Annotated in this window: 13 protein-coding genes and 1 pseudogene; 10 read left to right on the forward strand and 4 right to left on the reverse strand. The window is 66.5% G+C overall.

The genetic code is table 11. The features are described from left to right. Positions 1–459: 459 nt before the first annotated feature. The 5 genes from ACZ6O0_RS38635 (at position 460) to ACZ6O0_RS38655 (ending at position 7,180) form a co-directional block, all read left to right on the forward strand. Positions 460–2,460, forward strand: a complete 2,001-nt coding sequence (locus ACZ6O0_RS38635; protein ID WP_465770034.1) for a hypothetical protein — start codon at positions 460–462, stop codon at positions 2,458–2,460. Continuing rightward, positions 2,457–2,834, forward strand: a complete 378-nt coding sequence (locus ACZ6O0_RS38640; protein WP_465770035.1) for a hypothetical protein — start codon at positions 2,457–2,459, stop codon at positions 2,832–2,834. The genes ACZ6O0_RS38635 and ACZ6O0_RS38640 overlap by 4 nt, the downstream gene beginning before the upstream one ends. Positions 2,835–3,534: 700 nt before the next feature. Continuing rightward, entirely contained in the window at positions 3,535–3,960 is a 426-nt protein-coding gene (locus tag ACZ6O0_RS38645) for a tyrosine-type recombinase/integrase (RefSeq protein ID WP_465770036.1), read from the forward strand. A gap of 857 nt (positions 3,961–4,817) precedes the next feature. After that, positions 4,818–6,674 (forward strand): sialidase family protein, encoded by a 1,857-nt coding sequence (locus ACZ6O0_RS38650; RefSeq protein ID WP_465770037.1) that lies wholly within the window; start codon positions 4,818–4,820, stop codon positions 6,672–6,674. A gap of 125 nt (positions 6,675–6,799) precedes the next feature. Beyond that, entirely contained in the window at positions 6,800–7,180 is a 381-nt protein-coding gene (locus ACZ6O0_RS38655; protein ID WP_465770038.1) for a helix-turn-helix domain-containing protein, read from the forward strand. A 17-nt stretch (positions 7,181–7,197) separates the two neighbouring features. On the opposite strand, the gene ACZ6O0_RS38660 is transcribed toward ACZ6O0_RS38655, so the two are convergent. Next, positions 7,198–8,349, reverse strand: coding sequence for an aldehyde dehydrogenase family protein (locus ACZ6O0_RS38660; RefSeq protein WP_465770099.1), 1,152 nt, complete (start codon positions 8,347–8,349; stop codon positions 7,198–7,200). 112 nt (positions 8,350–8,461) lie between these two features. Between ACZ6O0_RS38660 and ACZ6O0_RS38665 the strand changes: the two genes are divergently transcribed. Continuing rightward, entirely contained in the window at positions 8,462–9,019 is a 558-nt protein-coding gene (locus ACZ6O0_RS38665) for a COG4315 family predicted lipoprotein (RefSeq protein WP_465770039.1), read from the forward strand. Positions 9,020–9,036: 17 nt separating this feature from the next. Here the strand turns inward: ACZ6O0_RS38665 and ACZ6O0_RS38670 are convergent, their stop codons facing one another. Continuing rightward, complete coding sequence (locus ACZ6O0_RS38670) at positions 9,037–9,432, reverse strand: hypothetical protein (protein ID WP_465770040.1); 396 nt, start codon at positions 9,430–9,432, stop codon at positions 9,037–9,039. A gap of 140 nt (positions 9,433–9,572) precedes the next feature. On the opposite strand from ACZ6O0_RS38670, the gene ACZ6O0_RS38675 reads away from it, so the two are divergent. Further along, positions 9,573–9,779: a hypothetical protein gene (locus ACZ6O0_RS38675; RefSeq protein WP_465770041.1), complete on the forward strand. Its 207-nt coding sequence runs from the start codon at positions 9,573–9,575 to the stop codon at positions 9,777–9,779. 167 nt (positions 9,780–9,946) lie between these two features. Here the strand turns inward: ACZ6O0_RS38675 and ACZ6O0_RS38680 are convergent, their stop codons facing one another. Continuing rightward, a complete protein-coding gene (locus tag ACZ6O0_RS38680) occupies positions 9,947–10,843 on the reverse strand; it encodes a winged helix-turn-helix domain-containing protein (RefSeq protein ID WP_465770042.1) in 897 nt (298 codons plus the stop codon). 111 nt (positions 10,844–10,954) lie between these two features. On the opposite strand from ACZ6O0_RS38680, the pseudogene ACZ6O0_RS38685 reads away from it, so the two are divergent. The 3 genes and pseudogenes from ACZ6O0_RS38685 (at position 10,955) to ACZ6O0_RS38695 (ending at position 12,566) form a co-directional block, all read left to right on the forward strand. Beyond that, positions 10,955–11,759 (forward strand): annotated as a pseudogene (locus ACZ6O0_RS38685) (transposase family protein). Positions 11,760–11,867: 108 nt separating this feature from the next. Next, positions 11,868–12,395 (forward strand): GNAT family N-acetyltransferase, encoded by a 528-nt coding sequence (locus ACZ6O0_RS38690; RefSeq protein WP_465770043.1) that lies wholly within the window; start codon positions 11,868–11,870, stop codon positions 12,393–12,395. A 33-nt stretch (positions 12,396–12,428) separates the two neighbouring features. Then, complete coding sequence (locus ACZ6O0_RS38695) at positions 12,429–12,566, forward strand: hypothetical protein (protein ID WP_465770044.1); 138 nt, start codon at positions 12,429–12,431, stop codon at positions 12,564–12,566. Positions 12,567–14,228: 1,662 nt separating this feature from the next. Here ACZ6O0_RS38695 and ACZ6O0_RS38700 read toward each other — a convergent pair. Then, positions 14,229–15,278 (reverse strand): aldo/keto reductase, encoded by a 1,050-nt coding sequence (locus tag ACZ6O0_RS38700; RefSeq protein WP_465770045.1) that lies wholly within the window; start codon positions 15,276–15,278, stop codon positions 14,229–14,231. Positions 15,279–15,286 lie beyond the last annotated feature (8 nt).

The raw sequence follows: 15,286 nt of genomic DNA on the forward strand, positions 1-15,286 counted from the left end.
GGTCACGCAGATACTGCCGGCTCCCGTGACCGCGCGCACATCGTGGAGAACGCGAGGCGTGAGTATCTGGCGGCGCCTGAACGCGACGGCTCGGAGCCACTTGACCCGCGGCCCAGGGACGGGGAGCCGCATGCACGGGCGGGACGGTCTCCCAGGGCTTCGTGCGAGTGAGTGGAGCTAGAACTGTCGGAGACCTGTTGTAGGCTGCGTTCGACGACACAAGGTGGCGTCGTAGTGATGGCCAGGCTTGGGGCACCGACCCCAACAGAGGCCAGAAGGTCCGTCAAGCGATCCCCCCTCGCCGAGACCCGACACTGCGGCTTAGACCTTGCGCCGCCTGCACTGAACCTGGGCCCAGATCCAGGGGATGGTGAGGCGTGGACCAGTCGGTGCCTGGTTCCCGCGTGATACTCCGCGGGAAGAGCTCGCGCGGAGGTCCGTGTTCGAGGAGTTCCACCAGTGACCACATCTCCAACGCTTGATCCCAAGAGCGGTCTGCTGACTGTGCCGCGTGCCCTGGCTGCGATCCCGCCGGTTCCTTCGCGTCAGGACCAGAGGGACCTGAAGGCCGCAGCGAAGGCGCAGCTGGGTATGACCGACGCCAGCGCCACGCAGTTCTCTTATACCTGGGTCGATCCGGTCGACATTAAGAATCAGCTCGGTCGCCCGCGGAAGATGCGCATTCCCGGCGGGACCCTGCTGGTAGTCGAGGGCGAGGCCTGGGTGTCTGCCGTCTGTCCGGACTTTGACAACCCGCGAGTCGGGGCGACTGTCGCCTACCCGCTCGCGGTTCAGAGCGCCGGCAAGAAGATGCCCTTCCAGCGGGCGTCCACCCCGCGTGCTGCGTCGAGCAGTGAACTGACCGTCGATGCAGTCTCGATGAAGGACCTGATTGAGCAGGTCTCTGCAGCTACAGGCCTGACCCGGGATGCGAATCCGCTGCATCCCTCGGTGACCGAGCAGGGCATCATGGATCCGCCGCTCGCGGTCATGACGAGGGTGGTGTTCGAGGACTCTTCCAAGAGCATTTCGATCGCCCTGATCCGTGAGGGCACGAGCCGTGTGAGCCACGCGCAAAAGGCTCTGAACCTGAGCGCCCGCGATGTCCTGCAGACCTTTCCCGCTTCGTCTTCGCCCGTCACCAAGCTGATTCACGAACTGAATGTGCTTGTATCGAAGCCGCTCAGCGATCTGACCGCCGCCGACATGGCCAAGATCCGCTGCATGGTGATCCCGCTTGTCATGATCGTCGGTTTCGAGAGTGATGCCGGCAGCGGCGAAGACCTCGCCGAGGCGGTTGAGGTCAAAATTGGGCAGGAGCACATCAACCCCAAAGCGCCGTGGACCGACTCCGCCCGCTGGGGCAAGCTCGGTACGGCCTGCCTGACTGCGGCCATGGAGGCTGGGGTGTTCCAGGTCAACTCGGAGGCCAAGCGCGAGTGGCTGAGTGGCGAGCTGTCTCAGCCGGACGCCAAGGCTGCCGGCGTCAAGCGGCTCAACCCTGATACCCGCTTCATCGACCTGGTCTACCTGTTCGGCACGGCGAAGCCCAAGGTGCACCAGGCGATCCGTAAGGCTATTGCCCTCGCCGTAGAGCGGCCGGGCAAGTCCTCCAAGAACATCACCCGGAACACCAAGATCCCGCTGGCCGTCGAACTCGCCGTCCGGGCTCTCCGGCTGGGCGAGGGTCAAGGCGGTCCGAGTCCCCGCGCGCTGGAGCAGATCACCACCGTTCTCACCGCAGGAGCTGATCGCTCACTGGGTAGCTGGGTTCCGACTGGGAAGACGATCAAGCAGCTTGAGGTGGATGCGCTCGCCGAACTCGCCGATGGAGGCGCGCCCGGATCAGCTGCGTTCGAGCTGTCGATGCGCGGGCTCTACTACCTCGGCCAGTACGACGCGATCCGTGGCCCCCGCAACGATGAGGGCAAGGGCGCAGATCGCCGGACGATCGGAGATCTGCTCGACACCATGATTAAGAGCGAACATGGTGTCAAGGTCCTGGCCCAGGCCGTCATTGACGGCCGCGATGGCAAGGCGCCGACCATGGTCGACGCGGCCGGCAACACTGTAATGGCAGGACACGGCGGCCCGGCGCTCGTCGACAACGAAGGCCTGCGCAAGACGTTCCTGAAGGTCAAGCCGCTGACGAAGGACCCCGTCCAGATCGGCCTCGACAAGCTTGGCGACGCACTCGACACCGTGCGTACTTGCCTGGAAGACCTGCAGAAGCCGGGCTCAAGCGGCGGAGTGCCCGAAATCGACATCCAGGGCGTCGAACCGACCCGTGCCGGCACTCTCCTCGCGATCCTGAAGGAAGGGACCGATGCGCTGACCAACTGGCAACTCGCGTACTACAAGAAGCAGCTCCACAATCCTCAGCCGGATGACTCAGCGCAGGACAACACCGAGCCGGATGAGAGCGACACCGACGACAGCGACGTCGAGGACGACGAGTGACGGCGGGCGTCGATGCGCTCGAGACCGGCGTACTGCGGTTGCTCGGCGAATGGGCCACCGGCCGGGTCGAGCGCCGGATCATCGGAAACTCGGAAGTCGCGCCACTGGTTGACTCGGCGATCTACGTCGTCGAAGACACTTCAAAGCGAGTCGACTACGTCGGACAGATCCACCGACCAGGCGACGAGCGGGCCATGACCGACCGATTGCGGAGTCATTTCCTGGCCTACGAGCGGCGGACGCTCTGGTCGGTGCTGTACGTGTTCGAGCTGAAGCCAGGCATCGAGCAGGTCAAGGTGTCCGACCTGGAGGGCGAGGTCATCCGGGCACTGCTGCCGAGGAGCAACAAGGCCGTGCCTCGCCGTCGCCGCTAGGGCAGGTTCTGACACGCCAAGTCTGGGGCTGGCCCACCATCGTCCGAGTGGGCCAGCCCGAGGTCCACAACCGAGGCTCACCTGGGAATCGACCTGGTTTCTCTTGCGCACGCGTTGCGCACGCCCTCGACCGACACCCACGCCTCACCCCACACAATTGGACGGGCAGCAACGAGCATCAAGCGACACGATGCTGCACGATGCACAGTGCATCCTCGCAGGCCAAGCGCCTGATAGGGGTAGTGACGAGCACTATCTGCCCATCCTGATAGAGAATCAGCGGGTTCGGGGTTCGAGTCCCTGGCGGCGCACAACAGCCCAGGTCAGAGCGTTGGCCTGGGCTTCTTCGTGTCCGCAGGTCACCTCTTACTCGCCTCTTTGCCATGGTCGCCACTGTGGCAGCCCTCGGCGGCCACCAATCATCTGACTCCCACAGCCCTCAGCTGATCGTGACTGTGCGTCACATCACATCAGTTCGCATCGTCGCCGACTTGCTCGGTTCTCCGCCGCCGCCAGCGTTGAGCAGCCAACCACCACACAGGTTGGAGGCTTGACATGCCGAGGCCACCACTGCCCATCGGAACCTGGGGAAGCATCTCCACCAAAGTCGTCAAGACCGACAAGAACGGCAAGCCCCTCAAGCACCAATCGCAGGCGAAGTTCCGCGACCACGACGGGCACGTCCGCACCGTAACCGCGGTTGGCGCGACCAAGACACGCGGCCGAGCGCGCCCTGCAGATCAAGCTCCAGGACCGCGCCAAGACCAACCGGTCCGGCGAGCTGACCGCGATGCATAAGATCAACCATCTGCTCGACCTTTGGGAGCAGCGTTTCGAGCGGCTGGTTGCCGACGGGAAACGCTCCCCCACCTCCCTCGACACCTACCGGCGGGCGATCAAGAACCACGTCCGCCCCGCCCTCGGCGAATACCGCATCGGCGAAGCCACCACACCCCGCATCGACACCGTCATCACCAAGATCAAAACCACCACTGGATGGCTATTGACGGCTACTAAGGGGCGTTCGGGGGCCTCTCAGGGGCCCGGGTCGGTACATGTAAGTAGCACTCAGGATCGCCTATGGGCGGGCGCGGTGGCATCGTCCGGCTTCGTCGAAGTCCGATAGCATCGACAGAGGGAGAGGGGCGAGCGACTGTGGCATACAACTTGGAGATGGCGGCTGCACTCGGGTGCGACGGTCAGTCAGCTCGCCTATTGGCGCAAAGCCACAGAGAACGGCAAGCCAGTGCTCGTGCCTGAGGTCTCGTCTGCGCGACCGATCCTCTATTCGTTCCGTGATGTCGTTGCTCTCCGCACCTGCGCCTACCTCCGCAATCGGCTGTCGCTGCAGAAGGTCAGACTGGCGCTCGGCACGCTCAAGGACCTTGGTGGGACCGGCCACCTCTCTCAGTATCGGCTCGTGGCCGAAGGACCAAGCGTTGTGCTCGTCTGAAGTAAGAACGACGCGGTTGACCTTGTCCACCGTCCGGGTCAGCAGGTGACCGTCGTGATGGCTGACGTGCTGCGCCCGTTCGCAGTCGGCTCGATCACAGTGCCAGACCTGCGGCTTCCTTCGGCGGACGTCTCAACACGGGTGAACTGAGCGACGACAGGCGACTCCCCGCCGGCCGCGGTCGGCCGCACGATCGCCTTGACCGACTGGAGCCACTACGCACTGCAGTTCAAAGGCCGGCGAATTGGGAGCAGATGCAGAATCATGCGGCAGGCAGAAGGCAGCATGGTCCCGGCGCAAAGCAGCCAATGACACAGCACAATCGGACCGATCGTCTACGCTCGGTGATGCCAGCGTGGAGCGCGCACAGGATAGTCGCAGATTTGCGTGCCGAGGTCTTGTCAACCAGCGCGGAGCGGAATTGCGTGCCGGGTGTAGCCGTAGCTCGGGGGAACTGCGACCACCCGGACAGTGCTCACCGGCATCCCGGGCGCGCCGCGCAGAAGCGATCCATCTACCCGAGGAGCGTCATGCGCAGGATCAACGTCGCCGCGACAGTCGCCGCGGCCTTCGCAGCACTACTTCTCCCCACGCTGGCCCAGGCCGCGCCAATCACACCCGGCGGGTCGACCGAGGTCACCGTCGGCAGCAATGACCAGCTGTTCTCGCAGAACAAGCAGAACGAGCCCGGTCTGGCCGTGAACCCGGTCAACCCCGCGATCCTCGCGGCGGGAGCCAACGACAACATCGACCTGGAGGCGTGCAACGCCGGCGACGACCGCACCTGCCCGTTCACCCCGGGCGTGGGCGTGTCCGGCATCCAGTTCTCGACCGACTCCGGCCGCACCTGGACACAACCGACGTACACCGGCTTCTCGGCGCGCGTCACACCGTCCTGCCTCGGAGCACCCGACGTCGCGCCTGGCCAACCCCCGGCCGGCGACACCGGCTGTGTGCCCGATCCCAACGGCCCGATCGGCACACTGCCCAACTACGACGTCAACGGCATGGTCTCCAACGGCGACCCGGAGCTGGTCTTCGGTCCCGTTCCCGACGCCACAGGGAACTTCTCCTGGGACAACGGGCAGCGGCTGTACTACGCGAACATCGCCACCAACTTCCCGGGCAATCCCGGATTTGCCGGCGATGCAGCCATCGCGGTGTCCCGCACCGATGACCTGGCAGGCGCTATCGCCGGTGACAACGACGCCTGGATGGACCCGGTGGTCGTGACCAAGCAGAACCAGGCCCTCTTCAGCGACAAGGAACAGATCTGGGCCGACAACGCCGAGAGCAGCCCCCACTTCGGCAACGCCTACGTCTGCAACGTCGGTTTCCGCGGGACCGCCGGATCCGAACCGGTGCTGTTCGCGCGTTCCACCGACGGCGGCGACACCTGGACCACGCGCCAACTGTCCGCGGCGACCAACAACAACCAGACCGGCGGACGGCAGGGCTGTGCCATCCGAACCGACAGCCAAGGCGTGGTCTACGTCGTGTGGATCGGCACCGACATCCGAACGCGCCAGGGCGTCTTCTTCCAGGCCCGGTCCTTCAACGGTGGCCAGACCTTCGAGCGACCCAGGGCCGTGGTCTCGGGGCTTGGCGGAATCGGGCAGTTCGACCCCGCGCAGGGCCGGTTCACCATCGACGGCATCGCCGGCGCCCGGACCAACACCTTCCCATCGTTCGACATCGCCAACGGTGCGCCGACCGGTGCGGACGCCACCGACCAGATCCTGCTCACCTGGTCCGACGACAGTCAGGGAACCAACCTCGAGAAGGCCTTCCTCGTGAGCTCGACCAACGGGGGCGGCACCTACTCGGCCAAGGCGGTCGTCAGCCAGGGCAGCGACCGAGCCAACTTCCCGGCGGTGGCGATCTCGCCCGACGGCACCGACGCGTGGCTGGTCTACAACGCCTGGCTCGACCCGTGGCGCAACGACACGACCTCCGCACGCCGAGTGCTGGGCGTGGTCCGGCACGCCGACATCGCGGGCACGGCCCACACCGTCGGCGCGTTCACCACAGTGTTGCGCGGCGCAGTAGGCGACGGGCGCGCGTCCAGCGCCAACGGCCTGACCTCGGAGTTCCTCGGCGACTACAACTACGCCGTCGCCACGCGGGACTACGGCTCCGGCGTCTGGAACGACATGCGCAACGCAGCCGTGTGCCCCGCCATCAACACCTACCGTCAGGCGTTCGTCGACGACGTCCTGGCCGGCACCACTGAACCCATTGTGGGAGACGAGAAGGAGGACCAGGACGCGGCAGCCGAACTGCCCGCCACGCACTCCACGGACCTGCGCCCAGGACCCAACAACGACTGCCCGGCAACCTTCGGCAATTCCGACATCTTCGGCGGAACCTTCAGCGACGACTCCTGAGCCCGTCCGAGCCGCGGCCACAGCGAGCCCGACGGCCGCCCACCTAGGCGGCCGTCGGTAGCGGCGCGGTGATCCATGTGACCTCGGACGGAGTGGCGGACGCGCGCGCAGGAGCTCCCCTCACCATGTCGGACGCGACGCCGGGAGAGGCCTGCACGGGTCCGGCTCAGCGCTGCCCTGGAAACCTTCGAGCGGACCGGCGCCGAAGGCTTCGCACAGCGGGTCCGCGGGGAACTCCGCGCGGCCGGCGTCGCGTACGGCGTCCAGCCCGCCACCCGGCCGCCCTGACGGAACAGGAACGGCAGATCGCCGATCTGGCCGCCACCGGGCTCACCAACAAACAAATCGCCGAACGCCTGTTCCTGTCCCACCGCACCGTCGGATCCCACCTGCACCGGCTCTACCCCAAGCTCGGCGTCACCTCACACACGGCCCTGCGCGCCGCCCTGGACGCGATCGCCCGCGACGGGAACGTTCCACAGCCGGCGCACTCTGTCGAGGACTGACGTCGGTCGCCGCGGTGTCACGCGACGCCGTACGTCTTGATATTTGCGAACTGGTCCATGCCGGACTTGCCGAACTCGCGACCGAATCCGGATGCTTTGGTGCCGCCGAAAGGGATCTCGACCGGGCCGCCGAGGAAGCCGTTGATGCCGACGCTGCCGACATCGAGCCGGCGCGCGACCGCTCGCGCCCGCTCGGACGCTCCGAAGACTGTTGCCGCGAGCCCGTACTTGGTGTCGTTCGCCAGTGCCACCGCTTCGTCGGCGTTCGCGACCCGGTAGATCATCGCCAGTGGCCCGAACGCCTCCTCGTTGTAGACACGCATCGCAGGCGTTATGTCGGTGATCACGGCCGGCTGGATGAAGAAGCCCGGCCGGTCGAGGCGGCCTCCAGGCAGCAGGACGGTGGCTCCCTTCGCGAGAGCATCGTCGTACTGCTCCTGGAGCATGTCCAGGGCCGCAGCACTGGACAGCGGACCAACGGTCGTCTCCCGGGCGAAGCCGTCCCCGACGCGCTGGTTCCCGAACGCTTCCAGAAATTCGGCGACGAACCGGTCGGCGATGCCAGGCGTCATGATGATGGGCTTCGGCGAGTTGCACATCTGTCCGCCGATGAGCCGGCGGCACATGACCGCGTACGAAGCCGCCGTACTGACGTCCGCGGAGTCCAGCACGACGTACGCGTCCGATCCGCCCAGCTCGAGCACGACCGGCTTGAGATGCCGCCCGGCCTGCGCACCGACCGCGGAGCCGGCCCGGTCGGAACCCGTCAGGGTCAGCGCGCTCAGGCGCGGGTCGGCGATGTACGACGAGACCTGGTCGGTGGACACCAACGCCGTCTGGTAGACGTACGACGGGAATCCACCCTCGGCGAAGACCTGGTCGAACAGCTCGGTCGATCCCGCGGCCAGCTCTGACGGCTTGAGGAGAACCGTGTTCCCGAGCATCAGGTTCGGCACGGTCGCCCGCATCGCCTGGAACAGCGGCCCGTTCCACGGTTCGATGCCGAGCACCACGCCCACCGGCTCGCGCCGGGTGAAGGCCTGGCTGAACCCGGGCACCTCGACCGGCTCGTCGGCCAGCAGGTCCTCAGCGTTCGACGCGTAGTACGAGAAGATCTGCGTCACGATGCCCGCCTCGAGCTGCGACTGCCCGATCGGCGAGCAGCTCAGGGCGTGCGGTCATGCCGCGCGAGCCTCCATGCCGCGCAAGCCTTACGAACCGATGACGGAATCGGCCTGGTGAGTGCTTTCGGAATTAACGTCAGGATCGGGATGCTCGAGGTTGGAGTTGGTTCTGATGCGCGCGGTCGTCGCAGTCGCTGCCCGCGGACTGGTGCTGCTGGTCGGCTGCGGCAGTGACTCCGGGGCCGGGTCGCCACCCGCGCCGGCTCAGTCAGCGGTCACGGCGCCGTCGTCACCTCAGCCGTCACCGAGCGCCGGTTCGATCTCGCCCGGCAGCCAATCCACGTCGCCGCTGCCCACCGGGACCGGCGTCAAGACTGCTGCCAGCGACTTCGGCGTGATCCTGTTCGACGGAACGGGCCAGGCGATCTACCTGTTCGACAAAGAAGAATCGGCGACCGCGGCGTGCTACGGCGCCTGCGCCGAGGCCTGGCCCCCGGTGCTGACCAAGGGTCCGCCGAAGGCGCTCGGCGCGGTGAAGCAGTCCCTGCTGGGTACGACGAAGCGTACTGACGGCACCGCGCAGGTTACGTACGGCAGGCATCCGCTGTACTTCTACGCCCACGAAGGCAAGCACGAGGTGAGGTGTCACAACATCGAGGGTTTCGGGGGGCTGTGGTTCGCCGTCACCGCGGCCGGCGAAGCAGCTCCCGCGTGACGGGCCGCCGAGGTCAGTCAGCCGTCGCGTGCGCTATGCGACATTCCTGGCCAGTACCCCGAACAGCCCGCGCCTACCCCGGCGGTCACCAGCAGGTCGACCAAGCTGCCCACGACGAGCTCGGCGACCGATCCACGATCGGCGATCGTGTCTGTGTACCGGGTCACGAGTCCTCGTCTGCGGCTGGGTGACATATCTCTTATCGGCACCCGTGGCTGGGCGAACCCTGTGCACGGTGCGATCGCCCCTTCGCCACCGGCCCGGCGCGGCGGACTCGTACTCTCGCGGCAGAAGATGCAGCGGAACAGGTCGGTGGCCGGCTCGTACTCGAACTTGTGACCGCGGACACCGTCGTCGGGCGGACCGCTCACGACCGCGACCGGTGCCAGCTCGGCCAGGTCGTTGTCCGGCACGTGGGACTCGATGCACCGCCGGCGGCTACGTCGCGGACATCGCTGTGAATGCTTAAGGGAGCTACGTTCGACTGCGGGTACCTCCGTCCGCGCCCGCCGATACCGCCTGACTGGAACGGTAGAAGAGGCGACAGCAGCTGATGGGCGAGCGCATGCTGGTGGCTGTGACCGGCGACTGGTCGTGTGGGAAGTGCTTGGGAGCTGATGTCCCGGAGCACCACCGGTTCTGCCCCAAGTGCGATCAGCGGCTGCAGGTCGACCGCGTGGTGATCGTGGTCTGGCCGCCGTTCGGCCGGCGCCGCGCACGCCCGAAGAGCCGTGGTGACCCCGGCGGGACGAGGTACTGACGCCGCGGTCCGGATCCCGACCGGTCTGACCGGACCGGTCGACCTCGTCCGGGCCTGCGCGGTCGAGGAGATCCCCGGCCCGCATGACGTGGCCGGAGGCTCCAGATCTCAGCCGCCGGCGGCCAACCGACCGACGGGAGACCGGTATGTTGGGCGACGGACGCCGCCTACGACGCCCAGTCGTGGGCACGACGGAGCTGACCTTGGTGCGATTCGATCAGGGCCAGGTAGCCGAGGCACGACACTGTCAACGCATCGCATCCCGGTGCCTGCACGCGGGCCGCTGACGCGAGGGCTCGACGCGCGGCGGCGATCGCGCCGCCGCGCAGCAGTGCTGTTCCCTTGCTGGCCTGGACGAGCGCGGTCAGTTCAGCGTGTGCGACGACCTTCCCGCTCCAGCTTGCTGAGCTCGTGTTGGGCCAGGTCCGCGTGGGCGACCACTGAGCGGCCTTCTTGTGCAGGCGTACCTGGCCGGTGCGTGATCGGTGGACCAGCTCTGCGCGCAGGAGATCACGCAGGAGCGGATGGTAGCGGTACCAGCCACGGTGATCCGCCAGCGCCTCGACAAGAATGTTGCCTCGTGCCAGCGAAGCGAGCGTGCGTGCTGCTGACCGTCCGGCGAGCTCCTCTGTCAACCCAGGCTGAAGAACGTCGACGATGCTGGTGCGCAGCAGTAATGCCCGCACCTGCGCGGGTTGTGTCTGCAGGATCTCGACGATGAGGTATTGAGCGACGCTTCCCGTGTCGCCGGCGAGCTGGTCGGCGGCCTCGTCCGCATTACCGCTCCTGTTGAGGAACATGCTCGCGAAGCGAAGACCTGCGGCCCAGCCATTGGTGCGATAGGCAAGTGCACTGATCGAGGTCGTGCTCAGGTTGATCCCCGACTGCCGCACCAGCTGTGACGTCTCCAGCTCGGTGAATGCGAGATCCGCGATCAGTATTTCGGTCATCATCTCGGCCAACCGGTAGCGGTGCAGTGGGAGCATCGGGTCGACACGTGTCAGGAGCACGACGCGCAGGCCTTGATCACTGAGGTTTCTCAACGAAATGATCTTTGCAATCACCGTGCAGTTCGACACGGGCGGCCACGCAGGTTGCCATCACAGACAGGCGTGAAGCCCCTGGTAGGACAGGTCTCTTGTACAAAGATCGTCCGCTGAACCAGAGGCTTCACGTTGATCCCCTATGCTGCCACCCTCGACGTCCCGCGCCACGTCGAGTTCCTCGCCCGCAGGCTCGCTGCTCACCGCCGCCGGATCGGCACCCCGAAGGGCTCCCGCGCACTCGGACCGTTCCGGCAGGCAGTGCTGGTGCTGCGCTGGTTCTGCGACCGCGGCTGCGTGCACTGTCTGGCTCGCGACGCCGGCGTCTCCCAGGCCACCGGCTACCGCTACCTGCACGAGGGCATCGATGTCCTCGCCGACTGTGCCCCCGACCTCCACGAGGTCCTGAACCGCTGCCGCCGCGAAGGCATGACTCACGTGATCCTGGACGGCACATTGATCGCGTCGGACCGGCTCGCCGGCGCCCGCGGGAATGGCAACGACCTGTGGTTCAGCCAGAAACACAAAGCGTTCGGCGGCAACATCCAGTTCCTCTCCGCCCCGGACGGCACCCCGTTGTGGGTCTCCGATGTCGAGCCCGGTTCCACCCCGACATCACCGCCGCCCGCATCCACGCTCTGCCCGCCCTGTACAAGGTGGCGGCCGACGGCCTGCCGACCCTGGCGGACAAGGGCTACATCGGCGCGCGCATTGGCATCGTCGCACCCGTCCGATGCCCAAAGGGAAAGTCCGAACAGGCACTTCACGTCGACACGCGCATGTTCAACACCTGGTGCGACACGTGCGAGCCCTCAGCGAGCGCACCGCCGCCGAACTCAAGCAGCGATGGCGCACCCTGCAATACGTCACACTCAGCCCCAGCCGGATCGGCGATATAGTCCGCGCAGCCCTCGTCCTCAACGGGAACTGGACATGAGCTGTGCCGTCTCAGAGCATCTGGTCCGCCGTCAGGGCCGTGACCTGTGGCGACGCGATTCCAAAAATCACGTGAGGCACTCGGCGTGCTTGGTTGAGGATGGTCACCATGACCCACGTGATCGATTCTCCTCGTGCTGACGACGCTGCGTCTCTGGGCCCGCTGCAGTTGAGGGTCTGGCTGGAGACGTATCCCTGCGCAGACGCAGGGATCGACGAGACCTGGATCCGTGAGCATCGTGGCTCCTCTGCCACCACAGAGGGAATCGCCCAGTGGCGAGAGTTCATCGAGGCGGCAGGGAGGCAGCCTAACCTGCTGTTCTGCCGTGTCGTCCGCTCCGGGACGGAGATCGTCGGCTTCCTGTGCGGCCGCCGGGACGAGGTGGTCACCCTCGGGCCCATGTACCTGCTGGACGAAGCCCAGGGCCGAGGCATCGGAGGCCGATTGATGGGTGAGTTCCTCACCTGGGCGGGGAGTGCACCTATGCGCCTGTGGGTCACCGACTACAACGAGCGCGCGATCCGCTTCTACCAACGCTACGGATTCAAGGCCACCGGCGAGCGAGAGCTTTGGCGAGGGAAACTGCCGAACATGCGCATGATCCGCGACGCCACATCGAGCGGCAATCTCAGCTGAGCAGGCATGGGACCGGGTCACCTGGGATGAGGCATGATCTTCGTCGCCGTCGAGTACCAGGGTCAGCGGATGCGTCTGCCCGGCGAGCGCATCGGCGAGTCTGGTGAGCATCCGGGAGTGCGCGGGGGGGGTAGGCGCGACCGGCAGGACCACGCCGAGCTGGCGGAGTGACTCGTGAACGTGCGGCCAGAACGCCGTGGCCGGCGCATCCCACTCCTCGAAGGTGATCCAGGCCGTGCCGCCGAGCGCTTGGCACGCAAGAGCACCACCTGCTGCGCTACGAGCGTCGGTGCCCGACGTACTTCTTGGAGCTCCTCGGCATGAACGCTGACTCTCGTGCGCGGCCCGCGCGCCGCAGGCTTGTGTGCGGCGCCGCTCCGCGATCAGCCCTAGCGAGCCGGCGCACGCACCTGTGGTTCGTGTTGTCCAAGCCCTCGCTCAAAGCTCCATGCATGACGGACGGCGGAGCGGTTGTCCAGTATGGCGGTGAGTAGTTATCGGCTGGCCGGTAGTCCTGGAGGTTCGGTTCGCGAACAGCTCGTCGGTTAGCCGCTCGCGACCATGCGGCCTGTCGGCATGGCAATGACAATGTGGGCGATGATCCGCACCGATGGCCAGGTCATGGCTCATGAACAGATAGCTGCGGCCGAGCTCTCGCGGCCGATCCGCAAGCAGTTCGAGGATCTGGGCTTGGACAAGCACGGTCACATGACCGGCGTCAGGCTGGGCGCCGCGCTGCGCGGCCGCTGGGCGTACTCGTGCTGCGGCGTGGTGACGACCTCGGCGGCCGAGATGTCCGCGGACTCGTTGCTCCCGACATCCATCGGATGCTCCTCCTGACGACCGAATGGTCGCGCTTGAACCGGTCTCCGGTCGTCGTGGCCCCAGAACTGTCGTTCAAGCAGTCTCGTGTGCTTTGCGCGCCTCTGACGCGGGCGTCGTGCCCGTGGTCGACGGCGGGGTGCCGCTCGGCGTGATCACCGAGTACGACGTACTGGTGAAACTCGAGTTTCACGGTGGTGTCGATCCGGCCCCGCTGATTCTCGGTAGCGCCGGCCGCCGGCGGCGCCGCAAGGCCCGGGCCGCGACAGCTGCTGAGCTGATGAGTTCGCCGGCGCCGACTATTTCCTGCTCGGCGGGCCTGGGTGAGGCAGTCCACAGACTCGTCCTTCCGGGCTTTCCGGCGCTGTGTGTGGAACGGCATCGACCAGGACCGGGCGTTCGCCGTACTGAAGCGCTACACCCCAACACACCAACACCAAACTTCGCCGCGTCATCCAACGGCTCATCGACACCCGGCACCTGCCAACGTGAGGTCACGCCTGAGCAGACCGAGTCACCTCCAGGGGCGTCACGTCTGGGTTGTCCGGACGCGTCGCTGAGGCGGATTCGCAGTTCGCGATCGTGGTTGTAGGGATCGCTCTCTCTCTGGTTCTGAACGCGATCAGGCCGTTGTCGACGTTCTCGTTCGACCCCTGGAACAGCCCGACGAGTGAGACCCCGACTCCGGCGAGAACCGCGAGTACGACGACGGCCATCGGGCGGGCACCGTTGCGGACGTCGAGCAGAGGACCGTGCCCACGATCAGCAGGACCCCGTAGATCACCCAGCCTGTGTCCATGACCGCGCCGAGCGGAGAGTTCCCGACCTGCCCGACGCGGTCTGGGCCGGTCCGGTCAGGCCGAGGTGGCTGACCCAGTTTGTACGGCGGCGAGTACGGCGGGTCCTGCCAGGCTGCCGCGGTGATGAACTCGGCGGCCCAGGACACGAGGGGACCGAGCATGACCAGGAGCGCGCCGGTGGGAGCGGTCGCGCCGGCGCGCACGATGCGGTTCACGACAGTGCCATTCCGGGGACCCGCCGGCGGATGGCCTCCAATTCGGCCTCGTCGGACATGCCCTGCCAGTCGTAGCGCGGCGAGTAGGGAACCTCCAAGGCGCGTACGTCGTCGTCGCTCAGCTCGACTTCCAGGGACGCCACAGCCTCGTCGATCTGCTGGATCGAGCCGGCCCCGACCAACGGCGCGGTGACAACCGGCTGACGGCGCAACCAGGCGAGTGCGACCTGTGCCCGACTGACGCCGTGGCCTTGGGCGACCTGTCCGACCGCGTCGATGATCGCGCGGTTCGACGCCTCCTGCTCAGGCGAATAGAGCATGTCCGCAAAGGCGCCGTCGGTCTCGGATCGCGCGGTCGACCTGGCGTCATCCCACCCGCGAGCAAGGCGGCCGCGGGCCAGCGGGGACCAGATGATCGTGCCGACGCCCTCGTCCAGACATAGCGGGATCATCTCCCGCTCCTCCTCACGCGCGAGCAGGTTGTAGTGGTCCTGCATCGAGACGAACCGCGCCCACCCGTTCTGCTTCTGCAAATGCAACGCCTTCGCGAACTCCCAGGCGTGCATCGACGACGCACCGAGGTACCGCACCTTGCCGGCCTTCACGAGATCGCTGAGCGCCTCGAGAGTCTCCTCCCACGGGGTCGAGTGGTCGTTGCGGTGAATCTGGTACAGGTCGATGTACTCCGTCCCGAGCCGCCGCAACGAGTGGTCGACCTCGGTCATGACCGCCTTCCGCGACAGACCGCGGCCATTGGGACCGGTGCGCATCGGGTGCCGCAGCTTGGTCGCGATCACCACGCTGTCGCGGTCCGCGAAGTCCTTGAGAGCGCGGCCGAGGATCTCCTCGCTGGAACCGTTGGAGTACATGTTCGCGGTGTCGAAGAAGTTGATGCCCGCCTCCAGCGCGTGCTGGATCAGCGGCCGCGCCTCCGCTTCGCCCTTCGACCACACCGGATGCCCACGGTCGGGCTCCCCGTAGGTCATCGCACCGATCGCGATCGGTGACACGTCCAGGCCGGTGGTGCCGAGCTTGATGTACTGCATGATGCTCC

This window comes from Kribbella sp. NPDC048837 (assembly GCF_055586945.1).

Bases quoted from the DNA above. Each gene is read 5' to 3' on its own strand.
- ACZ6O0_RS38650 (WP_465770037.1), top strand. From the start codon at position 4,818: ATGCGCAGGATCAACGTCGCCGCGACAGTCGCCGCGGCCTTCGCAGCA.
- ACZ6O0_RS38655 (WP_465770038.1), top strand. From the start codon at position 6,800: ATGTCGGACGCGACGCCGGGAGAGGCCTGCACGGGTCCGGCTCAGCGC.
- ACZ6O0_RS38675 (WP_465770041.1), top strand. From the start codon at position 9,573: ATGGGCGAGCGCATGCTGGTGGCTGTGACCGGCGACTGGTCGTGTGGG.
- ACZ6O0_RS38690 (WP_465770043.1), top strand. From the start codon at position 11,868: ATGACCCACGTGATCGATTCTCCTCGTGCTGACGACGCTGCGTCTCTG.
- ACZ6O0_RS38695 (WP_465770044.1), top strand. From the start codon at position 12,429: ATGATCTTCGTCGCCGTCGAGTACCAGGGTCAGCGGATGCGTCTGCCC.
- ACZ6O0_RS38700 (WP_465770045.1), bottom strand. From the start codon at position 15,278: ATGCAGTACATCAAGCTCGGCACCACCGGCCTGGACGTGTCACCGATC.